Annotated in this window: 17 protein-coding genes; 9 read left to right on the top strand and 8 right to left on the bottom strand. The window is 41.2% G+C overall.

What is annotated here, in order from left to right; all coding sequences use genetic code 11:
• Positions 1 to 158: 158 nt before the first annotated feature.
• Entirely contained in the window at positions 159 to 2,201 is a 2,043-nt protein-coding gene (locus tag ACFI4Z_RS11280; RefSeq protein ID WP_462670673.1) for a glycoside hydrolase family 97 protein, read from the top strand.
• Between the two features lie 238 nt (positions 2,202 to 2,439).
• On the opposite strand, the gene envZ is transcribed toward ACFI4Z_RS11280, so the two are convergent.
• Positions 2,440 to 3,738 (bottom strand): two-component system sensor histidine kinase EnvZ, encoded by a 1,299-nt coding sequence (gene envZ, locus ACFI4Z_RS11275; protein WP_462670672.1) that lies wholly within the window; start codon positions 3,736 to 3,738, stop codon positions 2,440 to 2,442.
• A gap of 6 nt (positions 3,739 to 3,744) precedes the next feature.
• The gene (gene ompR, locus ACFI4Z_RS11270; RefSeq protein WP_394193398.1) at positions 3,745 to 4,464 is read right to left on the bottom strand and encodes an osmolarity response regulator transcription factor OmpR; all 720 of its coding nucleotides are present in this window, start codon (positions 4,462 to 4,464) and stop codon (positions 3,745 to 3,747) included.
• Between the two features lie 164 nt (positions 4,465 to 4,628).
• On the opposite strand from ompR, the gene greB reads away from it, so the two are divergent.
• The 4 genes from greB (at position 4,629) to ACFI4Z_RS11250 (ending at position 8,684) form a co-directional block, all read left to right on the top strand.
• Positions 4,629 to 5,108 (top strand): transcription elongation factor GreB, encoded by a 480-nt coding sequence (gene greB, locus ACFI4Z_RS11265; protein ID WP_462670671.1) that lies wholly within the window; start codon positions 4,629 to 4,631, stop codon positions 5,106 to 5,108.
• Between the two features lie 143 nt (positions 5,109 to 5,251).
• Positions 5,252 to 5,563, top strand: coding sequence for a hypothetical protein (locus tag ACFI4Z_RS11260; RefSeq protein ID WP_462670670.1), 312 nt, complete (start codon positions 5,252 to 5,254; stop codon positions 5,561 to 5,563).
• 50 nt (positions 5,564 to 5,613) lie between these two features.
• A complete protein-coding gene (locus tag ACFI4Z_RS11255) occupies positions 5,614 to 6,195 on the top strand; it encodes a CBS domain-containing protein (RefSeq protein ID WP_462670669.1) in 582 nt (193 codons plus the stop codon).
• 155 nt (positions 6,196 to 6,350) lie between these two features.
• Positions 6,351 to 8,684 carry a Tex family protein gene (locus tag ACFI4Z_RS11250; protein ID WP_462670668.1) on the top strand — a complete coding sequence of 778 codons (2,334 nt, stop codon included), beginning with the start codon at positions 6,351 to 6,353 and terminating at the stop codon, positions 8,682 to 8,684.
• 61 nt (positions 8,685 to 8,745) lie between these two features.
• On the opposite strand, the gene ACFI4Z_RS11245 is transcribed toward ACFI4Z_RS11250, so the two are convergent.
• The 5 genes from ACFI4Z_RS11245 to bioH form a co-directional block, all read right to left on the bottom strand.
• The gene (locus ACFI4Z_RS11245; RefSeq protein WP_462670667.1) at positions 8,746 to 9,474 is read right to left on the bottom strand and encodes a hypothetical protein; all 729 of its coding nucleotides are present in this window, start codon (positions 9,472 to 9,474) and stop codon (positions 8,746 to 8,748) included.
• A gap of 140 nt (positions 9,475 to 9,614) precedes the next feature.
• Positions 9,615 to 15,155: a S8 family serine peptidase gene (locus tag ACFI4Z_RS11240; protein ID WP_462670666.1), complete on the bottom strand. Its 5,541-nt coding sequence runs from the start codon at positions 15,153 to 15,155 to the stop codon at positions 9,615 to 9,617.
• Positions 15,156 to 15,462: 307 nt separating this feature from the next.
• Positions 15,463 to 16,335 carry a putative metalloprotease CJM1_0395 family protein gene (locus tag ACFI4Z_RS11235; RefSeq protein WP_462670665.1) on the bottom strand — a complete coding sequence of 291 codons (873 nt, stop codon included), beginning with the start codon at positions 16,333 to 16,335 and terminating at the stop codon, positions 15,463 to 15,465.
• A 6-nt stretch (positions 16,336 to 16,341) separates the two neighbouring features.
• On the bottom strand, positions 16,342 to 16,650 hold the full coding sequence (locus tag ACFI4Z_RS11230) for a hypothetical protein (RefSeq protein ID WP_462670664.1): 309 nt from the start codon (positions 16,648 to 16,650) through the stop codon (positions 16,342 to 16,344).
• 103 nt (positions 16,651 to 16,753) lie between these two features.
• A complete protein-coding gene (gene bioH / locus ACFI4Z_RS11225; protein ID WP_462670663.1) occupies positions 16,754 to 17,491 on the bottom strand; it encodes a pimeloyl-ACP methyl ester esterase BioH in 738 nt (245 codons plus the stop codon).
• Between the two features lie 58 nt (positions 17,492 to 17,549).
• On the opposite strand from bioH, the gene ACFI4Z_RS11220 reads away from it, so the two are divergent.
• On the top strand, positions 17,550 to 18,251 hold the full coding sequence (locus tag ACFI4Z_RS11220) for a ComF family protein (RefSeq protein ID WP_462670662.1): 702 nt from the start codon (positions 17,550 to 17,552) through the stop codon (positions 18,249 to 18,251).
• A 1-nt stretch (position 18,252) separates the two neighbouring features.
• Here ACFI4Z_RS11220 and ACFI4Z_RS11215 read toward each other — a convergent pair whose 3' ends face one another.
• Complete coding sequence (locus tag ACFI4Z_RS11215) at positions 18,253 to 20,802, bottom strand: M14 metallopeptidase family protein (RefSeq protein WP_462670661.1); 2,550 nt, start codon at positions 20,800 to 20,802, stop codon at positions 18,253 to 18,255.
• 145 nt (positions 20,803 to 20,947) lie between these two features.
• Between ACFI4Z_RS11215 and nfuA the strand changes: the two genes are divergently transcribed.
• The 3 genes from nfuA (at position 20,948) to ACFI4Z_RS11200 (ending at position 23,569) form a co-directional block, all read left to right on the top strand.
• Complete coding sequence (gene nfuA, locus ACFI4Z_RS11210; RefSeq protein WP_099295567.1) at positions 20,948 to 21,523, top strand: Fe-S biogenesis protein NfuA; 576 nt, start codon at positions 20,948 to 20,950, stop codon at positions 21,521 to 21,523.
• 5 nt (positions 21,524 to 21,528) lie between these two features.
• Positions 21,529 to 21,798: a hypothetical protein gene (locus tag ACFI4Z_RS11205; RefSeq protein ID WP_462670660.1), complete on the top strand. Its 270-nt coding sequence runs from the start codon at positions 21,529 to 21,531 to the stop codon at positions 21,796 to 21,798.
• 145 nt (positions 21,799 to 21,943) lie between these two features.
• The gene (locus tag ACFI4Z_RS11200) at positions 21,944 to 23,569 is read left to right on the top strand and encodes an endonuclease (protein WP_462670659.1); all 1,626 of its coding nucleotides are present in this window, start codon (positions 21,944 to 21,946) and stop codon (positions 23,567 to 23,569) included.
• Positions 23,570 to 23,601: the final 32 nt, after the last annotated feature.

Below are 23,601 nucleotides of genomic sequence, written 5' to 3'. Positions count from 1 at the left end.
TGATTTATTTTATTATAGGCATATTTAAGTCGTATTTTCAGATATTTTAATTATCACTTAACAAACGACAGCCGATTGAATACGTATGCAACCACCTCGTCAAACTTCACTTGGTCATTTATTCTAATTGCGCACCCATCAAATCAGTTGGACACACAATGCGATTACCTCTACTACTATTAGTTTTAATTTCCAGCAGCAGCTTTGCCAAGCAAGCTATTGTTGAATCCCCTAATAAGAAAATAAAAATAACCATTTCAGATCAAAGCTCTGCACCTCACTATTCAATTAGCTTTAATAATAAAAATGTAATTGAAAACTCATCACTAGGGTTTGAGTTTAAGCAGCAAGCTGCATTTGATGAAGGCTTCACAATCACCAACATTACAACTAATCAGGTCCAGAGCAATTGGCAACAACCATGGGGAGAACGCCAAACGGTTGTTGATCATCATAATGAAGTAGCAGTCACTTTTAGTAAGTCATCCCCGCATGGTGGGACATACACTGTTCGTTTTAGAGCGTTTGATAGTGGCGTAGGGTTTCGCTATGAAGTACCGAAACAAGAGGGCTTTGAAGATATAGAAATCACTAAAGAGCTGACCGAATTTGCAATAACCGCCGCAGATAAAGCGACAGCTTGGTGGATTCCCGCACGCGGCTGGAATCGCTACGAATATGTTTACAACACAACGCCTTTGCAAGACGCGGCATTAGTACACACACCATTTACATTTAAAAATGCTGATGGCGTGCACGTTAGTATTCATGAAGCAGCATTAGTTGATTATGCAGGTATGGTACTGAACCAGCGTAGACCTGGTACATTGCAAGCGGATTTAACACCTTGGTCAGATGGCATAGCCGTTAAAAAACAAGGGGCATTCACTACTCCTTGGCGTACAGTCCAAATAGGTGAGAAAGCCATTGACTTAATCAACTCTGACATTATCTTAAACCTAAACGAGCCGAATAAATTAGGCGATGTTTCCTGGGTAAAACCGGGCAAGTACGTTGGTATTTGGTGGGGTATGCATATAAACGAAAGCACATGGGGCAGTGGTGAAAAACACGGCGCCACCACGAAAAATACCAAATATTATATGGACTTTGCCTCTCAATATGGCTTTGACGGAGTACTCGTTGAAGGCTGGAATCTGGGCTGGGACGGAGATTGGTTCTTTAACGGCGATGTATTTAGCTTCACTCAACCATACGATGATTTTGATATAGCCGAGCTGACGCGTTATGGTAAACAAAAAGGTGTGCAACTTATTGGCCACCATGAAACCTCTGGTAATGTGACAAACTACCGTAATCAGATGGAAAATGCTTACGCATTATATGAAAAATCTAACGTTAGCCAAATAAAGACGGGTTACGTTGCCGATGGCGGTAACATCAAGCGTATTGATGAAAATGGCATTATTCGTAAAGAATGGCATGATGGCCAATTTATGGTTAACGAATACCTACACAGTATAAAACTGGCTGCTAAACACAAACTTAGCATCAATACTCATGAGCCAATTAAAGACACAGGCCTGCGCCGCACTTACCCTAACTGGATTGCCCGTGAAGGTGCTCGCGGCCAAGAATTTAATGCATGGGGCACGCCACCTAACCCACCAGAGCATATTCCGATGCTTGCTTTCACTCGTATGTTAGCTGGCCCAATGGATTTTACCCCAGGCATATTTGATATGGGATTTAATGGTTTAGGCGCTGATACTAACCGGCCGCAAACTACCCTAGCTAAGCAACTGGCTTTGTATGTGGTGATGTATAGCCCAATTCAAATGGCCGCAGATCTACCGCGTAATTATTTAGCCAAACAAGATGCATTTCAGTTCATTCAAGACGTACCCACTGATTGGCAACAAAGTATCGCATTAGCAGGTGAAGTTGGCGACTACGTGGTGTTTGCCCGTAAAGAACGCAAACGTGATAACTACTCAGGGAATGATTGGTATTTAGGCGCTGTGACTGATGAGCAAGCTCGTACGATTGATATCAAACTCGATTTTTTAGAGCCGGGCAAAGTATTTGAAGCACAAATCTACAAAGATGGCGATAAGGCAGAGTGGATAAACACCCCTTACGATATCAAGATAGAGCAACGAATCGTAACAGCCAAGGATTCATTATCGCTAAAGTTAGCGACGAGTGGTGGTACTGCAATTAGGTTTAAAGCTATTTAAGCCAGAGTACATAAAATGATTTAAGCGCGGTACTTATCGCGCTTTTTTATACTCAGAAATCAGTCACAGGGCACAACATTCAAGCAAATGTAGTATCTTTTTGCCTTTCAAATACACCACTTCAGTAAACAAAATGGATATTATGGATAAAGCACTCATGTATTGCAGTAACTCCTTTTGATTGGCGTACGAATCCATTAGATAAAACGATTTTGCTTCAGGTGAACCACCACTGTACTCACTTCAAAGGGAGAAAAATCTGTGCACTTAACCCCCCTTCTGGGCGGTTGACTAATTTTACTTTTCCGTCATGCATATCAATAATTCGTTTGATAATAGCTAAACCAAGCCCACTGCCTTCACTACCTCGGGCTGTATCGCCTTGTTTGAAGGGCTCAAATACAGTTTCAAGTTCACTTTCTGGAATACCAGGGCCATGGTCGTTAACCATAACAATGGCATACTTTTTATCATGGCTTTGCGCGGTTTGAACCTCAATATCGCCGTCAGAATAACGAATGGCATTTTCAATCATATTGGTTATTACGCGTTTGATTGCCACCATACTTAACGGCACATTATCGAGACTTGAGTCTTCAATAAAGCGAATACTACGTTGATGCTTTTGTTCAGAATGCACCACTTCAGAGACAATCGCGTTTAAGTCCTCCAAAGCTAACTCTTCACGCTTATGATGACGTAAATATTCAATAAATTGGTCGATAATGGCATTCATGTCTTCGATATCGTAGATGATCCCCTCTCGTAGGTAATCTTCTTCTGCCGACATCATTTCGGTGGCAAGGCGAATACGTGTAAGTGGTGTGCGTAAATCATGCGATACGCCCGCCATTAATAAGCGTCGGTCGTTTTCAAGCGCAGCTATACCGCGCGACATTTGGTTAAAGGCTCTGGTTACTTCCATAACTTCGGTCGAACCATGCTCTTCAAGCTTAGTCGAAAAATCTCCCACACCCACCTTTACCGCAGCTTGCTGTAATTCTTTTAATGGGCGATTTAAGTGCCTTGCAAATAGCCACCCACCTAACACACTTAAAAAGCCAATACTTGATAGGTAGAAAGTTAAAAATTCGAGGTTATTATCTTTGAATCCTGTAAGCGGTACTTTTACCCAATAGCCTGGGGCTTGCGGTGCCTCAACCCAATAAACCAAAGGACCTATTTGACTGATCCGCACTCTGGCCGAGCCGTTTAACTGCTCAGACATACTTCGCGACAGCATCGGGTATTCACGAGTTTGTCCTAACCCCTCGCTCATAGCTTGGCGCTGAGTCATCACTTCTATACCTGTGATCTCGAAAAACTTATTCGATACTTCATTGCTAATTTCTACACCGTCTTCCCAGTCAATAAACACTGTTTTAACTTGTTTAGCTAGGATAAGGTTTACCTGCTCGATCGTCGGTTTAACGACATACAGACTTACTGTAATGTAGGACACAACTTGGTTTATAAGCAATAATGCCGCCACCAAGAACACCGTTTGACCAAATGCACTTTTGGGAAACATACTCATAAAAGGCTATTTTTCACCATCAGGAACAAACACATAACCTAATCCCCACACAGTTTGGATATAACGAGGATTAGCAGCGTCTTCTTCAATCATTCGACGCAACCGTGACACTTGTACATCAATGCTACGCTCAAGTGCACTATAATCTCGACCTCTCGCTAAGTTCATTAATTTATCACGGCTAAGCGGTTCCCTTGGGTGAGTAACTAAGGCCTTCAAGACTGCAAACTCACCACTGGTTAACGACATCGTTTTGTCGCCATGAGTCATTTCTCGTGTGGCAAGGTTTAGTGCAAAATCACCAAAACTAATTTCATTTTCTTCAGCGGCAGGGGCGCCGGGCACTTCTTTTGCGCGGCGACGTAAAATTGCTTTAATACGTGCCAGTAATTCACGTGGGTTAAAGGGCTTTGGGATATAATCATCAGCGCCGAGCTCTAATCCTATAATACGATCAACCTCGTCACCTTTAGCTGTTAGCATCACAATAGGAATTTCATTCTCTTTTTGACGCAAACGCTGGCAAATAGATAAGCCATCTTCACCTGGCAACATTAAGTCGAGCACCATTAAATGAAAGTTTTCACGCTCTAAAAGCCTATCCATTTGCTCTGAATTAGCTGCGCTACGGACAATAAATCCTTGCTCAACTAAGTAACGCTCTAATAAACTGCGCAACCGCATATCATCATCGACGACTAATACTTTTGTGGTTTCGTGTCCCATAACTTTCATTCTTGTTGTTTTTGACTTGTTAATAGTTAATATAAATGAAACTTTACCAATAAAAAACAAATTGCTGAATTAGATTGTTACACAACATTTCAAACAACTAGGGCAAGTCAGGCTGATTCTTATCCCTATTTGATTAAATATTTTGAGAAAAAACAGTGAAAACCAACTTAATCACCCGCGAAGGGTACACACAATTACAGCAAGAACATGACCACCTTTGGAATGTTAAACGCCCTGAAGTCACAAAGATCGTCAGTTGGGCAGCGAGCCTTGGCGACCGTTCTGAAAATGCAGATTATCAATACAATAAACGATTACTTAGACAAATAGACCGTCGAGTACGTTATTTACGTAAGCGTATGCCTGATTTGCAAATCATTGATTATTCATCAGAGCAAGCCGGTAAAGTGTTCTTTGGCGCATGGGTAGAAGTCGAAAACGAACAAGGTGAAGTATTAAAGTTTAGAATTGTCGGTCCTGACGAAATTTATGACCGCAAAGACTATATTTCTATCGACTCCCCAATGGCACGAGCTTTACTAAAAAAACAAGTGGACGATGATTTTTATGTCACTACCCCACAAGGCAAAAAAGAATGGTACATCAATCATATTGAGTATCCTGGAGAAAAATAAGCAAGCAAACACTGAGCTAACTGTGAGCTAGGATAATTCAGATAAGGTTAATAATTGATTGTATAATGTGTGTTAGTGGACTATAAATAAAGTTACTCAGGTAAAGCATTTTGCACTTGATGTTGTATTTGGAAGGTCGTGTTATGTCAAACTTAATGCATCGCATAATTAATAATGCCGTGTTATTTACACTCTTAATGAGTGTGAGTTTGTCTATTTTTGCTCACGATTTTGATGACTCTGAAATATCAACCACCCACTCAATACAATTTATTGCTTGCGATATTCCTGACCAAGCAAACCTTGACGTTGACATTGATACACATGCCAACGGACTCAATTTAGGAGCGCTTCAACCACCTCCTGAATTAATACTGTCACATTATGTGAAACCTCAATTAGCCACACTTTTTAATCGCGCCTCAGTACGAGGGCCGCCAAGTCATTTAATTTAGTTAATCACTTTTCTCACTAATAAATTAAATAAACTTAAATGGTGGCTATTATGTCTAATTTCAAAGAATTACGTACCCAAGATGTATCTAAAGGCGTGTTATCTCATGTTTATAGCGACACACAACCGCTTATTGATTTAACCTCTCCAGCGCTAAAAATGGTTAATAACTTTACGCAAAAAGACCCACTGCGTGCTCACTTTGATACCAGCATTATTGATGCTTTATATCAAACAAGCAGTCAGCACACGGATTTTATTCTGGTTGTTGATGACGACCAAAAGCTTATAGGGCTGGTATCTAGTGCTGATTTGCAAAGCGCTAAAATTATGATGCTTGCACAGCGTTTAAATGTTAATCGTGCTGATGTTAGCTTACGTTATGTGATGACGCCTATTTCTCACTTAACAGGCGTTAGCATGCAAAGTTTAAGCTATGCCTGTATCGGTGATGCTCTGCAAACTATGGAACATCACGGCGCTATGTTCTTATTAGTAACGACGGCAAACAATGAAATTTGCGGCTTAATTTCAGCCAGAGAAATTACTAAAACATTTTCAATCCCATTGCACATTAGCCCGATTGCACATACTTTTAGTGAAGTTTTAGAGCATGTGGATCACCCACATTAACAACTCTTTTTGTGCGTTGTGACAGTGATTTTAATAAGGCCTTAAAAGCTCAGCTTTTAAGGCCTTTCCATTGCTTAGTACTGTGATATTATTCAACCAGTCTATTGTGCCAGTAAGTAATACTGGCTTTATTTTTCGTTTGAAAAGGTTTATGCATGAGCACACTCTCTGCACGTTTAGCCACTGAGCTAAATGCTCAACAGCAACAAGTTGTTGCTGCAATAAAGTTACTTGATGAAGGCGCGACTGTGCCTTTTATTGCACGCTATCGTAAAGAAGTAACCGGTGGCTTAGATGACACCCAATTACGTTTATTAGAACAGCGCCTATCTTATTTACGAGAGCTTGAAGAGCGAAGAGCGTTTATATTAGCTACCATTAAATCGCAGGATAAACTCAGCGCTAGCCTTGAAGCTGATATTAACAATGCAGATAGTAAAACTGAGCTTGAAGACCTTTATCTTCCTTACAAGCCAAAACGTCGCACTAAAGGTCAAATTGCCATTGAAGCGGGTATTGAGCCACTCGCTGAGGGCCTATTTAAAGATGCATCACTCAGCCCTGAACAACAAGCAGAGCAATTTATTAATAGTGGTGCAGGGTTTGCAGATACCAAGGCTGTGCTCGAAGGCGCGAAATTTATTCTGATGGAGCGCTTTGCTGAAGATGCAAAACTGCTCGCTAAATTCCGTAGTCATATCAGCCAACACGGCCAAATTGAAGCTCGCGTGATTAAAGGGCAAGAACAAGCTGGTGCAAAGTACCGTGATTACTTTGAACACCAAGAGCCGTTAAAGAAAACCCCTTCTCATCGCGCACTTGCTATGTTGCGCGCACGCAATGAAGGTATTTTACAACTAAGTATTAACCCTGAACCAAGCGCCGAAGATGCAGCGATTGTTTGTGCCATAATGATTGCCGACCATTACCGCTTAGATATAAAAAACCAAGCGGCCAGTGCTTGGTTAATGACAGTGGTGCAATGGGCATGGAAAATTAAGCTGAGCTTACATTTAGAAAACGAGTTTTTAGCTGCTATGCGTGAAAAAGCAGAAACTGGTGCTATTGATGTATTTGCTAAAAATTTAAAAGACTTACTAATGGCTGCACCTGCGGGAGCACGCACAACACTTGGACTTGATCCTGGCCTTCGTACTGGCTGTAAGGTCGCGGTGGTTGATAGCACAGGTAAATTACTTGCCTCGCAGACTATTTTTCCTCATGCCCCACAAAATCATTGGGACAAATCACTGCGCACTTTAGAGCAATTGTGTCGTCAACATAAAGTGGAACTTATTGCGATAGGCAACGGTACGGCTTCTCGTGAGTCAGATAAATTGGTTGCTGAGCTAATCAAAGCCAACACCGAGTTGAAGTTAAATAAGATTATTGTCAGCGAAGCCGGTGCATCGGTGTACTCAGCGTCTGAGTTTGCGGCAAAAGAGTTCCCTGATTTAGATGTATCTATCCGTGGTGCGGTTTCTATTGCCCGTCGCTTACAAGATCCACTAGCAGAGCTTGTTAAAATTGAGCCTAAGTCAATTGGTGTAGGTCAATATCAACACGATGTTTCACAAAGTCAACTTGGTCAAACGCTAACGGCTGTTGTTGAAGACTGTGTAAACACGGTCGGTGTTGATTTAAATATGGCGTCTGTTCCTTTGCTGACCCGTGTATCTGGATTAAATAAAACGCTTGCGCAAAATATTGTAAATTACCGTGATGCTAACGGCTCATTCGCTAAACGTTCAGAGCTTAAAAAAGTAGAGCGCTTAGGACCAAAAGCGTTTGAGCAAGCAGCGGGGTTCTTAAAAATAAGTAACGGTAAAGACCCTCTGGACAACTCATCTGTTCACCCTGAGGCTTACCCTGTTGTGAAGCGCATCAGTGAGCAAAGTAATTTAGATATAAACAGTCTTATTGGTAATTCTGAAGTACTCAATAAGCTAGTTGCAAATGACTATATTGACGACAAATTCGGCCTACCCACCGTTACCGATATTATCAGCGAGCTCGACAAACCAGGCCGTGATCCACGCCCTGAATTTAAAACCGCTGAGTTTAAAGCCGGTGTTGAAAAAATTTCTGATTTAAAACCAGGCATGATCTTAGAAGGTGTTGTATCAAACGTAGCTAACTTTGGCGCTTTTGTTGATGTAGGCGTGCATCAAGATGGTCTAGTGCATATTTCAGCAATTACTAATAAGTTTATTTCTGATCCGCGCGAAGTTGTCAAAGCTGGTGATATTGTTAAAGTAAAAGTCGTTGAAGTAGATGCTGCGCGAAAACGCATTAGCTTTACCATGCGTTTAGACGATGATATTGACACAAGCAATAAACCGGCAGCTGCTGCTAAGCAAAAGCCGCAAAATAACTCACGTAGCAATAACCATCAAGCTCGTGCCGCAAAGCCTAAGCGCGATACAGGTAATGCGATGATGGGCAATGCGTTTGCCGATGCGTTTGCTAACGCTAAAGTGAAAAAGTAAACCAAAAATGCCGCAACAAATGTTGCGGCATTTTAAACACTTTAAACGCGTTGTTTATGCATTAAAAATTATAACGTAGCGTTACGCTCAAATCAGAATATTCATTAACATTGCGATATGCAGCACCTACGATTACTTTTTCAGTAAATGCGTAGTTAAAGCCAGCTTTAAGCACTAGGTTATTATCACTTTCTTCATCATGTAAACGCTCGTAGCCAACACCCGCATTAACTTCGAACTGGTCAGTTAATAAATGCCTTACTTGTACGTTTGCTGAAAGGATATCTGCACTACTAGAATCTGAACCACCATCAGAATATGAATCAAATACTGCCCCGTTAAACCTTTCTTCAAATAAATAAGTATTGTCCGATTCGAACTTCAGTCTGCCCAACTTAATGCTGTAGTCTATATTGGTCACTGCTGATATCTGCTGGATATACCCCAGACCAAGCTCTAGACGCGTAATATCAATGTCTACTCGTGATTCTGTATACAAGGTTGAAGTGCCCACATAATCACCATTTTGATAAAGCTCACGATAATCCATCGACTCGCTCTCAAAAAGATCATCTGATGTGCTGGCGTATAAACCTGTTAGGTACCAATTATCACTCACTTGCTTGCTAAGTTTTACAACATAGCCGTCAAAGCTAAGCTCATCAATATCATCGACGTCCATTTTAGCGTAGCCTACTTCAACATAATCATAGCTTAAAAGTGATGTTTCGTTTGCTATGGCGGTGATTGAGAAAAGTGATAAGGCCCCTGCTAATACTGCATATTTCATTTATTTGTCTTCCTTAATAAAAATCACAGGAAAAATAACAGGTTCTTTTTGTTTCCACAATAGAAAAAGCCGCAAATTTTACTTTGCGGCTTTTAGATCAGATTGAGGCAGTTTGCACTAGCCTATTTATCTAATATTTATTATTTACGACGACGCGCATGCAGTAACGGTAGTAGTAGTAGTAACATTAAGTAACCTAATGAACCGCTGTCTTCTTTTTCTTCCTCTGGATAAATACAGCTACCATCATCGGTGTTTGCATTAACATCAAAGTTGTCCGCAGCAGCGTCAGTACAGCCTAATTCAATCCCATCAGAAATAACCGTTAAATCAAACTCTGACATTAATGAGTTATCACCACTGGTTAGTGTCACTTTTACCGGTATAGTCCCGTAAAAATTTGCTGTTGGGGTTAGATTAAAGGTCATGCCATCTACAGATGCTGTCGCATTTTGTGCATTCACACTAAGTGCAAAATCTTGCTCAGTAGCACGAGAAAGTGCAACCATTACATCTTCAGTGGTGCTATTTTCCATTACAGTAATATCGGCAATCTCAACAATAGCTAAGTCAACCGCTGTTACAGTGAGCATGAAAGTAGTAGTTAGCGTATTCTCTTCACCAGATAATGTCACTGTCACTGGAGTTTCACCAAAGAAGTCAGCATCAGGTATTAAGCTAAATTCCATGCCATCTACTGTCGTTGCAGCGTTTTCAGCATTAACACTCAAGGTAAATACCTCTTCGGTATCTCGTGAAAGCGATACTGCTATATCATTGAGCATATCACCTTGCATTACACTCATATCAGCAATGTCATTAATCATTACAGGTGCAATCTCGCCATCCGATTCAACTGTAAGTAAGAAGTCAGTACTTACTTTATCAGTTGGGTTTGCTTTATCTTGAACGGTTACTGTAACGTAGGTTTCACCAAAGAAATATGGTTCAGGAATTAAGTTAAATGACATACCATTTACCTCACTCGTAATGCCCTCACCTGTAACCACAAGTTCATTTGGTGACTGATCAGCATCAAGTACCATGACTTCAATACCATCAATACGGCCATTTTCAGGTACTGTCATATCATCTAATGCAGATATTTTTAAGTTACCTTTTACATTGATTGAATGCATCATCATAGCGCTGGTACTATTACCTAATTGGTAATCTAACCTAATATCTTGAACTGTGCCTTTAGACTCAGGTTTAACTGATGCTTTAAAGCTGAATTCAATTTCGCTTTGCTCAGGACCCACATAGTCAAAACAAATTACTAAGTCATCTTTTAAGAGTTTACTTAGGTCGTTATAACCCACAACATTATTGATTGCGCCATCTTTGAAGCCTGCATTTGTTGAATATACACTATCGCCACCTTCAACGAAGATAGTACCTTCATCAACATTTTCACCCAAATTGTCGTATGCATAAATGATTTCATACTTATTCTTATGATCATCAATACCACTGCGTAAAATCACTTCGTAGTCGAATATCTCACCTGTGTTTTTATCAGTTACATTATCGAACTCCATAAACAATAGGTCACCTAAATCAGGACGCTCTTCAGCATACTGTGAAGCAATAGTTAAACCTGTTGGATCATATGGATCACGTTTGTTTGCAATTTCAAACGAACCACGCCAAAACGGTGCCAATGCTTCAATCAAGAAACCAGGGCCTCGGTGTTGACTCATAATCCACCAAATAGGTGTAAACTGCATTGCACCTGTTGGGTGTAAGCGTACTTCGTTGTTATTTACTTGATTGTAAACTTCAAACTTAGCGCCTTCTTTATAGAATAACCAATCAATAGGAAGGTCAAAGTAAGTATTTGAACCACCTTCATACCACTGCGTAACTGGTTGCATACCGAACTCACCAAATAAGTCAATATAGCCCCCCGTTGAGTATTCATCGATCATTGGTGTTTTACACATTTCATCAGTGATGTTGTTAGTTACAACATAATCACGCGCTATATTACGAGTTGCGTCTTGTGTCCCCGTAATTGTCAGTGTATTACCTTCTACGTTTATCATCTGAGCAACAGCTTCGTTGTTAGACTTCATCGTATCTGTCCACACTTGCATTCCATCTGGAATATTGAGCGTCATGTTATAGTCACGTGCATCTGATTCATAGTTGGCTTTTAGTTTCAGTGTGACATCTACAACATCCATCGCTCGTGCAGTTTCTTGGCTAACATCAAGAGTTAGTGCATCAGCATCACGGGTTAAGTTGATAGCCGTGAAACCTAAAGTACCTTCAGCGCCCTCTGCATTACCTAAAGCAAAACCACCGTAATAAACATCACCCGGCTGTGAGTCAGTAATGTCCCAGTTCACTTTCATTTCGTAGTTACCATTGCCAGTATGTTGCTGTGGCGCTGATACACTGAATTGACCGTCATACTGGTCAGTGATAACAGCGTAATGTGTCTGAGTTTTATAACTTACATCACGTAAACCACCAAGTGCCGCAGTAGCAAACCAATACTGGCCTGGTGTAGGATCAATAATGCTACAGAAGTTATCTTCAACATTACTTGATGAATAACAAACCATTTCTTCATTGAGTGCTTTAATTACTGCATTTGGATCATCAGCTATTTCTTCATCAGATACCATAAATGAACCGCTATTATCAGCATCAAAACCGACAACTAAGTGCGCTTTTTTAACCTGCCAGCGCGGCTCAACTAAATCACTTAAATCAGATGTTTGCTCAGTATCAGCCACTTTAACCATTAAGCGCTTTGTGCCCTCTGGTACAGTAATCGCTTGAATATCCCAACCTTTTTCAACCCGATCTTTCGTTACATACGGACCTACACCTATAAGATCAGCCGTTATATTAGTCGGTTTAACTAAACCATAATAGCTAGGAGTAAATTCACTATAGCTATCAGTATTAACCACGATAGATTCTGATGCTTGAGAGCGAGCCATATCAATATCAAGTGACATTGGAAGCTCGTCAATCGTGTTTTTAGCAATAAGGGTGAAGTGCGCATCTGGTGAATCACCATCAATGTTTTCAAACAACACTTTACCGTTAAACCAAAAGTCTTTATTTAGAACTGATTGCCAAGGCTGACCTTCTTCAACCGGCTCAACTTTATGCTCAATGATATTTGGTAATACCATTGTTACCATTACATCTTGCGTTTCACCCGCTTTAAGGGTGAAGTTACTTGGCGATATATGTACTTCAACACCATCGCTTTCAAGTTCGCCATTTACACCCCAACCAAAACCAGATGCTTCCCACGATCCATCCTTAGTCGCCTTAACAGTACGCATCCACTTACATTCAAGTTCGCAGTCTTGATTTACTAATGAAGGTAAGTTTAACCATTCTGTAATTCCACCATTTCGCGGATTCGCATCTTGATAGTTTTCAATAGTTTCATCCATGACAAGGCCTGCATTTGCAGCTTGGGCAACATCAATTGCACCGCTACCAGCCATAAAGTTATAGTATGGATCAACGTTAACAACGCCATTGTATATACTGACTTTATTAGCCGTCATCATCAATGCTGATTGTACTTCCGCAGGTGTCCAGTCTTTATGAAGCTGCATTAATAATGTCATCGCACCTGTTACATGTGGCGTAGCCATTGAAGTACCGCTCATGAACGTCCAATCTGACGCGCGTGGGTTAGCAGTAAATGGTTGATCATCGGCATTCGCTGCGTATATATCCACCCCTGGAGCAGTTAAATCTGGCACAAGGTTATTGATATAGCGGCTTGGCCCCATTGAACTAAAGCTGGCAAGCTGATTGCCGGCTTCTGGATTTAGTACGTACGTATTGACTGCTTCCCCAATCGTTGCGATAGCCGCACCGTCAGGATTTGCATTAACCCAATTACGAATTGCATAACGTGAACTCGCTGACAGGTGGATACCTGGAATTACAAAGTTATCAGCAACCACATTATCACTGTATATAATGTTTTGTAATATGAAACCACCCGCACCACCTGCCGCAACATTTTTTGCTTTATCTACACGAGCAATATCGCCACGTTCACACACAACTATTTGGTCGGCTGTAAATGTGCCCGCTGGAAAAGGTACATTACAACTTGCAGCTGTATAATTATCGTTAGTATTTGGATCTGGGTATTTTTCAGCAAGTACTACTTCACCAGTGATACCCCCTGAGTAGCTTTTACCTGCATATTCACCAACGTAAGGTGTACGAGTACCTTGGAAGTCGCTAATAATTTTGTCGCCCATCGACATTTCGCGGTCGTGAGTGGTCGCGCCTACAGTCGTCACCCATGGTGACGTGTGATCCGCCGACATATAATTAGGACCCGAGTTACCTGCTGCTGCTGCAACAGAAATACCCGCTTTACGTGCACTTAAAAAAGCAAGCTCCATTGGATCTTCCCACGGGAATGATTCACCACCACCAATAGAGAAGTTAATTGTATCCACACCATCCGCAATCGCATCTTCAAACGCAGATAAAATTGCTGATTCAGGACAACCTGAAAATGGGTCGCCTGCAACACCGGCATGACAAACTTGATATGAGATAATATGAGCTCTGGGAGCAACACCGCTGGTTTGCTTAAAGTTAAATGGCAAGTCTTGACCATCACTTACTTTTTCACCTGTTGCAGCTTGCAGTGGTGTGTTTGTAAGCTGGTTACCCGCAGTGGTACTAGCAGTGTGTGAACCATGACCGTTGTAGTCTTCACCATTTTCTGGGCGACGATCATCTCGACTAAATGTATAATCGCTGTTCGCGGCAGTAATTTCAGGGTAAGAGCGAACACCAATTAATTTATCGTTACATAAGCTTTCGTCTACTTCACAATCACCTACAAAGTTTCCAGAGCCAAATGGATTTAATTTACTGTACTCTTCATCGCTGGCAAATGCTATGTGGTCAGTATTAATACCTGTATCAATAATACCAACCACCATACCTTCACCTTTAACGCCTAAAGTGTTTACTGGTGCTCTACCTTCCCACACTTCATCTGCGCCAATAAACTCTGGACCACGGTCAGTGCGTAATTCAAAGATACGGTTTTCAGTAATGCGTTTAACGCCTGTCTGCCGTGCTAGTAACTTTGCATCTTGCTGCGTCATTTCAACGACAATTGCATTGTTAGCAAGTGTAAACTGTTTCTTAAGATCAATATTTGCACCATGCGTGCGTGCATTATTAAGCACTGCACTTTGACGCTGTTTTAGAAAGCCCTGGTATGAACGCACTTCACTTGCGGAAGTATCTAATCGCTGCCGAACCACCACTGAGCGAAGATCTTTTACTGCCGTCGCGGCGAAGCCTTGAATGCCACCTTGATAACTTGCTACAGGTTGCTCATCTAACTGAACAATATAAACCTGTTTACCTGTTACACCGGGCTTAGGCTGAAACACATGCTCAGGTTGTTGGCTTTGATAATGCTGATTTAAACCCGCAACGCTGCCTCTTAGTAAATTTGAAGTACTAGTTATTTGTTTTTGTTCTTTATAAGCTGCGACATCCTCAGCTGTAAAAGTGGGGACATATAAATCAACCTCTCCTGCTTTTTTAAATCCCGGCTCAGCTGTAGCGTGGCCTATCGCTCCTACATATACTGCTGTCAGTATAGCTAGGGAGCTCTTTTTAAAGTGCTTAATATTCTTAGCTCGAATTTGCATTTCACTTATCCTGTATTAACTCTTAGTTAGTCTGGAAATCGTTATTATTTAGAGATACCTGATGATGCTAATGTGAGTTAGCGAGCTAAGATAAACACATCACACTGCACAATATCAATGGTGTAAAGAACCTGAAATACACACAATATAAACATAAAAATAACATCAACGAGAGAACTAAAGGGATTGAGAAGATAAGTATCAGATTGTATCAATTTGTACCGTTATAACTGGGGGGGGATTAAAAATAATTTAAATATACAAAGTGTTATAAAGAGCATTAATGAGGGGAAAATAAAAGCCTAAGCTAAATTATGGCCGAAAAGTCTGCTTGCCCATAAGGTGAAGTGGCCCCTTGATAAAACTGCGCGACTCTTACCGCACGAGCGTCGACATCAACGTCACGTTTTGCAGTCGCGGTTTCAGGGCTAGAAGTTTTGATAGCTTGGTCGTCATCCGTTAATGCACTATCAACTTTAAACGTTGCACCACCTTGCTCGCTTTCGTCATTATTAGATTTACTTGTAAGCTCAACCTGTGCTGCTGATAGTTTTTGCGTGGCATCAGCGGCAATGGCTCTGTCAGCACCTGAAGGCTCTGCTGGCGCAAGCGCTGCTGCTCGCACGGTTTGCATTTTTTCGATCGTTGCTTGTGGGTCACCTTCTATTTCAGCAACATCAATTTGTACTTCACCACCAACAGCATAATTTTGACCGTCAGGGCCGCGCTGATATTCATAGCTTGGGGAGCCTGCATATTGACCGCCAACGGAGGCATGAGCTTGCTCATGCACTCGCACTTCGGTGTCACGTGCTTTTAATTCTTTAATCTGTGCAGCATCAAGCTCTTCTTGTTCTGCAGCTTGCTGCTCTTTTTTTTCTTCTTTTTGCTGCTCTTTGCTTTGCTGCTCATTATCATCAGGGTTTTGCTCACCTTGCTGACGTTCCTGAATAACGCTTTCATCAGCTATTTTGCCTTTAGCATCATAGGTGGCATTATCAGCAGAGCCTGGTAGCTTTGCCTTTTCGTTATCACCAAGCGCTTTGTTTTCGGCATTACTTGGTTTTGTTGCAGCTGGAGGAGGAATGATTTCGCGGAGCTGATTGTCACGCCGAGCGCTTTCCGTATAAACATTGGCGGTGTTTATATTTACATTAGGAAATGGCGTGACAATGTTCATACGTAACTAAACTCGTACATCGATAAGCGTGCCTAACACTTCGTCTGCTGTTTGTATCGACTGAGTATTTGCCTTAGCGTTGAACTCTTCAACTTTAAGACTTACTAATGCCTCATCTATACGAGCAGGTTGAGACACAGGTGCTGTGACCGCCTCTTCAGGGCGTGCAGCTTGCAATTGACGTTGCTGAGCGAGTTGCGCATCATCTTGTTGATCAATACTGGCACGGTTAATCTCGGCGCTGGCCTTTTCAATACCTTGGCTGGCACGGTTAAACCCTTCTACTCCATTATTAAATACAGATCCGATTGGCATATTACACCTCCACCAATGATAGACTTACTTTTAATTATCGCTCATAAAACAAACAAAATAAAGTATAAAACCCTTATATTTACTGGGTTGTGGCGGTAAAATTTTAAAGCATTGATTTGATGGCAGATAAAAACTCATCTTTATGTGAGATAAATGGCGCATGTGATGCTTTATCTAACACTTCGTATTCAAAGTCATCGTTCAATGCCTTAATTTTACTGATTACACGATACGGAACCAACGCATCAAGACGACCAAATACACCTTTTAAGGGTACTGAGATATCTTTAAATAAATCGCGTAAATCATCTTGTTGTAAAATATCAAGACCAGCAGTTAATGCGGTATCTCTGGGCGCAGGAAACTCATTTAATAGTTGTTTTAATTTTTTTATATCATCACGGGCGCTATTACTACCCATCGCTTGGATTGCTAAAAATCGTTCAATGGTTTTTTCTCGATGTGTCACCAATTGCTCTTTAAAGGCATTCAACACATCCGGTTTAATACCCGGCCAATCCGATTGCTCAGCGAAATAAGGGGTCGATGCAACTAAAATAACCTTCGCGACTTTGTCAGGCCAATTTTTTGCAATATACAGCGCAAATAGGCCGCCTAACGACCACCCCATTAAGGTTGTGTTTTCTGCTAGTTGCTCACTTATTTGCTTAGCAGCCTCATGCAACGTATAGGGCGACGGGCAATGCTGATTTTCACCATACCCCGGTAAATCAATGCATCTCACGGTACTGCCATGTAAAAACTCTAACTCAGGTAAGATGATTTGCCATACTCCTTGGTTCATCCCCCAGCCGTGCAACAACACTAGCTCATTTTGCATTTTTACCATTCCTCACCCAAACTTAGCGTTCATAATAGCGTTTAAAGGAATGAATGCAATGACAAGCTTAAAGAAGCAAGCAACCGGCATTCTTGATTGGTTTTTTCCATCTTTTTGTGTGCAATGCAAAACCCCCATTAATACTCATGTCGGGATTTGCCAATACTGCCTAGCTGATTTACCACTACTGAACTTAAGTAAGCATCCCAATTTACTCTACCGGCCAGATATAGTAGAGCTATTTCCAGACTGTCTGTTTGATCACTTGATTGCCTGCGCATGGTATCGCCCACCCTTTGATGGTTGGTTAAGTCAACTTAAGTTTAGTAACCAAATTTTTTATAAAAATGTACTACAACAAATAATTACCCAACAAATGAGTACGGTGAGAGCGCATTGTGATAAATGGCCTGAGCTTTTTATTATTATGCCGCTGCACCGCGAACGCTTTATACAACGAGGTTATAATCAAGTTGCTCAAACATGGGTTAACTGTTTACCTGATGAAAACGTCAAACTTGATTACTTAGTAAGGCACAAAAGAACCAACGCACAGTCTTCACTAACCAAAGCGAGGCGCATTAAAAACCTACAGGGTGCATTTATTTGCCATCAAAATTTAGCAGGGAAAACGGTGGCTATTGTAGATGATGTAATGACCACAGGTGCAACACTCAATGCTGCAACAGTGGCTTTAAAAAAAGCGGGCGCTAAACAAGTTTGGGCATTTGTTACTTGTTTAACGCCACTTGGTCGCTAGCTTACTCGCTGCTAGCTCTAAATGCATGGCCAAAGAACAGTGCATTACTTAATAAACGGCTAGTGCCATACCAGTACCCGCGAAATACAGGATTATCTGTCATACCAATAACATTACCACGGCCGTATGAGTGCGCCACAAGACCTGCTGCACCTGCAACCTGCTCTATATTAATATCATCGGTAAAACCAGCTAATAGAGGCTTTTGTGTATACTCTAAAACGTTTACAAATGGTGCCTTAGAAGTTTCTAATAACCATGTGCTATTTTTAAACACGGGTAGTGTATTACGCTCTAATGAATAAGTAAGGGGATGGGTCAAATCAACACGCGTGTTAAAAATAGCGCCTGCAATACGCTGCCTACCAGCTAAGTCATCTTTATCACCATAACTAAGTCCATCAGTTTTGAACGCACTTGCCACATCTTGACGAGATAGATAGCTTGTTTTGAGTAGTTGCTGCTCAACTAAAAACTTAGCGCCACCTTTGTGGCCCCAAATAACGCCCCCTTTACGTACCCATGTTTTGATAGCTACCTTGTCCGCATCGCTCAAGCTATTATAGTTACCATGTGCCAGAACTATATGGCTGTAATCACTAAGCTCTAAACGACCTAAACGTTGCATTTCAACAATGGTAGGCGCAACCCCAACAAAACGATCAAGGTAATACCACACTTCACCCACTTCATATTGGCTAGTTCCTCTGCCACCCACTAATAACACTTTAGGTGCTTTAACAACCGCCAGTGAGCGCGAGCCCAAATCGGCGCCTTTTGAAGTTAGTCCAGAGGTAATGGGTGTTATTTCAATACCAAATTCATTTTGCGCTGCATTTAATAATTCAACCCAGTTATCTTTGGTTTGAATACCTGCAGGAACAATAATGCTCCCTGCTGAAAAATCGACACTGTTTGACACTGATTTAGCCGATAGTGCGTTAAGTGCTACTCGTGCCTTTACGCCTTGGCTTAATAGCGTGTTAAGCATTTTCGGTGCTAAATAGTTATCCCACTTAAAACCAAACGCATACTCCTTAGTCAGCGGGGAAAAAGTCGCTTTGTCTTGTTGCTGCCACGCGGTAGTGCCAACATCAAGCCCCCAGCTACTTTTAACGGCTGCAAACTCAAGATTAAAAGCATGTGCTAATGTCCAACCCGATACGTCATAGAAAGTATTATCAACAAAACGTTTTTGCTCACTAAATACCGCCTTTACTAAACGAAATTGCGCCTGTGCTAATGGTATAAAGTAACTTTGCTCAGAAAAGCGCTTACCTTCAACTTTTAATGCTTTATTAAGTGGGTAGGCAGTAATTTGATGTTGCTTTAAAAGATCTAAAAACAGTGAGAAACGTGCAGCGTCTTTCCCTGCATCAACAACATACCCTTTAAAGTCTTCTTCATTTGCGAGATCCACGGCCTGATTATAAAACTTAGCTTGGTAGTCGAGTAACGCTTTACGATTATCAATAGCGGCTTCGAACGTAGACATACTCGTTAGTAGCTGGTTTTTGATAGTAAAAGGGAAAGTTAAAGTACCATTTTGTGTTTCTTGTACGTGACCACGAGAGCTTGCTTGCTCAAATAAAATGCCCACACCGCCATTTACGTCAGGGTAAGTAGAACCTTTGCCGTAGTAAAAGTCATCGAAGCTTTCCTCAGTGAAATACAATGCATTGTTTTCATCTAAAGTTTTTGCGTGATAATTTGCAATCGCCTTGGTTAGGCTTACATTCTCATCAGGGGTAATAGGGTGCTTACGAGTTGGAATACCTGGCTGAAAGAAGTAGGTACTGTTTGGGCCCATCTCATGAAAGTCAGTTAAAATATTAGGTTTCCAATGATGGAATTTAGCAATACGTGCACGCGATTCAGGGTGCTGTAACAACAACCAATCACGATTTAAATCAAACCAATAATGGTTCGTACGGCTACTTGGCCAACTTTCTACGTGCTCACGAGTCTGTGGGTCTGACGATAAGTTCATTCCACGATTACTATTTGCCCAATTCGCAAAACGCGCGAGGCCATCTGGATTAAGTGATGGATCAAGTAGAATCACCGTGTTGTCTAATAAGGTCTCAACTTCTTTGCCTTGTGCAGCAGCGAGATAATAAGCAACCAATAATGCAGTGTTACTGCCTGATGATTCATTACCGTGAACACTGTAACCCATCCATACAACAGCGGGCTGATCTTTATCTGATGTTTGCTTGCCTTTTAAACGTGCTAAATGCGCTTGACGAGTCTGCTCTACGCTAGCCAATTTATCTGCCGACGTAATTGTCAACATTACCAAAGGACGTTGCTCATGGGTCCGGCCAATGACTTCAAAGTTAATACGGTCACTTTTTTCTGCAACCACTTCCATGTAACGAACAAGCTGATCATGACGAACATGCCATTCACCCACTTCATACCCTAATACTTCCTTTGGCGTTGGGATCGCTGGGTCAAATTTTACGTCGTCTTCAAAATAATACGACAGCGGCTGAGCGATACTTGAAAAGCTCAAAAGTAGTGTAAAGATTGTTATTATCAAACGCATATAAAACACTCATAAAATGATCAATGTTTGCACGCTAACATTGCTTAAATTAGATGCCAACTTTTTACGCTCAACACTGGCGACAACGCGATGAGCGGAGTATGATACTCAGTATCCGAGTAATTTAGTCAAGTATAGTTGTTTTATGATATCTATTTCCGAAACTGCACAATCACATTTTGCAAAATTATTAGCTGACCAAGCTGAACAAACCAATATTCGCGTATTTGTTGTTAACCCTGGTACATCACAAGCTGAGTGTGGTGTTTCTTATTGTCCTGAAGATGCTGTTGAAGCAAGCGACATTCGCTTACCTTTTAATGGTTTTGATGCAGTTGTTGATGCTGAAAGCGCACCGTTTTTAGAAGAAGCTGAAATTGATTTTGTTACTGACAAAATGGGCACGCAATTAACACTTAAAGCCCCGAATGCTAAAGCACGTAAAATTGGCGATGACGCCAGCCTTAACGAGCGCATTCAGCATATGTTAGAGACCGAAGTAAACCCACAACTTGCCAATCATGGTGGTCAGGTAAGTTTGGTTGAAGTTACTGCTGAAGGCATTGCAGTTCTTCAATTTGGCGGTGGCTGTAACGGTTGCTCTATGATCGATGTCACATTAAAAGAAGGCATTGAAAAAGAAATGCTCGCTAAATTTGAAGAAATCACTGGCGTTGCTGATATTACAGATCACCAAGCTGGTGATCACTCTTACTACTAAGTATTGTGATAAAGCCGCTGATATATCGTTTAGGCTCCAATCCTAAGCTCAGCTTAAAGCGCTTTTTACGCGGCCTAGCACTATTTGTGCTGGCCGTTATATTTATAGCGCTGGGCTATTTTAGTCATTACACTCTTCAAGTCATAGGTTTAGTTATCCTTTTTATTGCCCTGTTTTTTGCAGCTTGGGGGTACATTGGAATATTTGCCAATCGTTTTTCACAAGTCTTAAATAAAACCACGTCTAAACATGAAGACCCCGATCTTTGGAAATAATCTTCGCTATCCTTTTTTATACCCAGCATTTTAATTAACTATTTCGTAACATTGTTCCTATAAGGTATATTGGTATTGCTCATTTAGAGCAACAATCACAACTGTATTTTATTCAGTTGTTCCAACCACGTTACAAGGAATAATTATGTTACACGGGACATATAAAAAACATACCCTTGCTGCAGCGCTGTTACTAACAACAATACCAAGCTACGCGGTAGTTTCTAACGGGAGCTTCGAAGATTGGACTGGCAACACACCTAATAATTGGAGCACTATTGATTCAGGTATCACTGTATCAGCAGCCAGTAATATTGTTAATACAGACACACTTGCTGCAAGAGTTGTTGTTACAACTGGCAGTCAAAGCAATACCGATTTATTGCAAAATGTGCAATTAGAATCAGGCCAAAGCTATACTTTTTCAACCTGGGTCTATCACACTGAGGGAGGTGTTAAGGCTCGCTTATTGGTTAATGGCTATCAAGGATACTCAAATCCTGCATTATTGAATCAATGGCAAAAAGTCAGTTATCAATATACAGCCTCTGCAAATGAAACAATTGCTGTTGGGCTTCGCTTTTATGATGTTACAGGTTTTGATGGCAACGAAACTGTTTACGTTGATAGCTTTAATCCAAGTGTTATGTCCAACCCACCCAGTAATGGCTGCACTGATAACACTGTTGATATATCATTACTTACTGATAATTATGGCGAAGAAACCAGCTGGCAAATAACCAATAGCCAAAATATGAATGTTGCCACTGGTAATGGCTACAGTGCTAACACTCAATATGAAGAGCAAGCTTGCTTAACCGATGGGAATTACACCTTCACTATTTTTGATAGCTATGGGGATGGTATATGTTGTACTTATGGCAATGGCAACTATGCACTAACCAGCAATTCAAAAGTACTGGCAAACGGAGCTAGCTTTCAAAGTTCAGAATCAACCCCATTTACTCTCGGATCAGGGTCTGGTGGTGGAACTACGCCCCCTGAACCTACAGGCTATTATGTTACTACTCAAGGGTTAACCGGGTACGCTTTAAAAACTGAGTTATACAACATCATTAAAGGGCATAACTCACAAGGCTACTCAGCTATTTGGAGTTTTTACGATAGTGCATCGCGCGATACATCGTTCGAAAACGACAATTCAATCCTCGATCGTTATTCAGAAAACCCAGCTGGACAAGATAGCTTTAGCTATGTTGCGGTCAGTGACCAATGTGGTACATACAGTAATGAAGGCGATTGTTACAACCGCGAGCACTCTTTCCCTAAAAGTTGGTTTGGTGGCAAAGTAGAACCGATGAATTCAGATGTTCATCATATTTTTGCAACTGATGGCTATGTAAACTCTAAACGCAGTAACTTCCCATTTGGTGATGTAGCCAGCGCAACTTACACTTCAAGCAACGGCAGTAAACTCGGTTCCGCAACGAGCTCATTAAATTACTCTGGTAACGTATTTGAACCGATTGATGAATTTAAAGGTGACTTTGCCCGCGCATATTTTTATATGGCAACTCGCTATGAAAATGTAATAGGAAGCTGGCAAAACAATACAACATACAGTGATGCTGTACTCAATGGCACATCAAACCAAGTATTCGAAAATTGGGTTGTGAGCATGCTTATTCAATGGCATACAAATGATCCCGTAAGCCAAGTAGAGCTTAACCGTAATCAAGCGGCCTTTGAACATCAAGGCAACCGCAACCCATTTGTTGACCATCCTGAGTTTGTAGAGATGATTTGGTAACCCACCCGTTTAAGCCCTCTTCCAAAGGGGGC

The organism is Pseudoalteromonas sp. RWi3, from assembly GCF_054960735.1.
This window is presented reverse-complemented; position numbering and strand designations above follow the sequence as displayed.

Excerpts from the sequence above, each read along its gene's own strand:
- nfuA (WP_099295567.1), top strand. The coding sequence starts at position 20,948 with ATGATATCTATTTCCGAAACTGCACAATCACATTTTGCAAAATTATTA.
- ACFI4Z_RS11280 (WP_462670673.1), top strand. The coding sequence starts at position 159 with ATGCGATTACCTCTACTACTATTAGTTTTAATTTCCAGCAGCAGCTTT.
- bioH (WP_462670663.1), bottom strand. The coding sequence starts at position 17,491 with ATGCAAAATGAGCTAGTGTTGTTGCACGGCTGGGGGATGAACCAAGGA.
- ACFI4Z_RS11220 (WP_462670662.1), top strand. The coding sequence starts at position 17,550 with ATGACAAGCTTAAAGAAGCAAGCAACCGGCATTCTTGATTGGTTTTTT.
- ACFI4Z_RS11245 (WP_462670667.1), bottom strand. The coding sequence starts at position 9,474 with ATGAAATATGCAGTATTAGCAGGGGCCTTATCACTTTTCTCAATCACC.
- ACFI4Z_RS11255 (WP_462670669.1), top strand. The coding sequence starts at position 5,614 with ATGTCTAATTTCAAAGAATTACGTACCCAAGATGTATCTAAAGGCGTG.
- ACFI4Z_RS11230 (WP_462670664.1), bottom strand. The coding sequence starts at position 16,650 with ATGCCAATCGGATCTGTATTTAATAATGGAGTAGAAGGGTTTAACCGT.
- ACFI4Z_RS11260 (WP_462670670.1), top strand. The coding sequence starts at position 5,252 with ATGTCAAACTTAATGCATCGCATAATTAATAATGCCGTGTTATTTACA.
- ompR (WP_394193398.1), bottom strand. The coding sequence starts at position 4,464 with ATGGGACACGAAACCACAAAAGTATTAGTCGTCGATGATGATATGCGG.
- ACFI4Z_RS11235 (WP_462670665.1), bottom strand. The coding sequence starts at position 16,335 with ATGAACATTGTCACGCCATTTCCTAATGTAAATATAAACACCGCCAAT.
- ACFI4Z_RS11215 (WP_462670661.1), bottom strand. The coding sequence starts at position 20,802 with ATGCGTTTGATAATAACAATCTTTACACTACTTTTGAGCTTTTCAAGT.
- envZ (WP_462670672.1), bottom strand. The coding sequence starts at position 3,738 with ATGAGTATGTTTCCCAAAAGTGCATTTGGTCAAACGGTGTTCTTGGTG.
- ACFI4Z_RS11240 (WP_462670666.1), bottom strand. The coding sequence starts at position 15,155 with ATGCAAATTCGAGCTAAGAATATTAAGCACTTTAAAAAGAGCTCCCTA.
- ACFI4Z_RS11250 (WP_462670668.1), top strand. The coding sequence starts at position 6,351 with ATGAGCACACTCTCTGCACGTTTAGCCACTGAGCTAAATGCTCAACAG.
- ACFI4Z_RS11200 (WP_462670659.1), top strand. The coding sequence starts at position 21,944 with ATGTTACACGGGACATATAAAAAACATACCCTTGCTGCAGCGCTGTTA.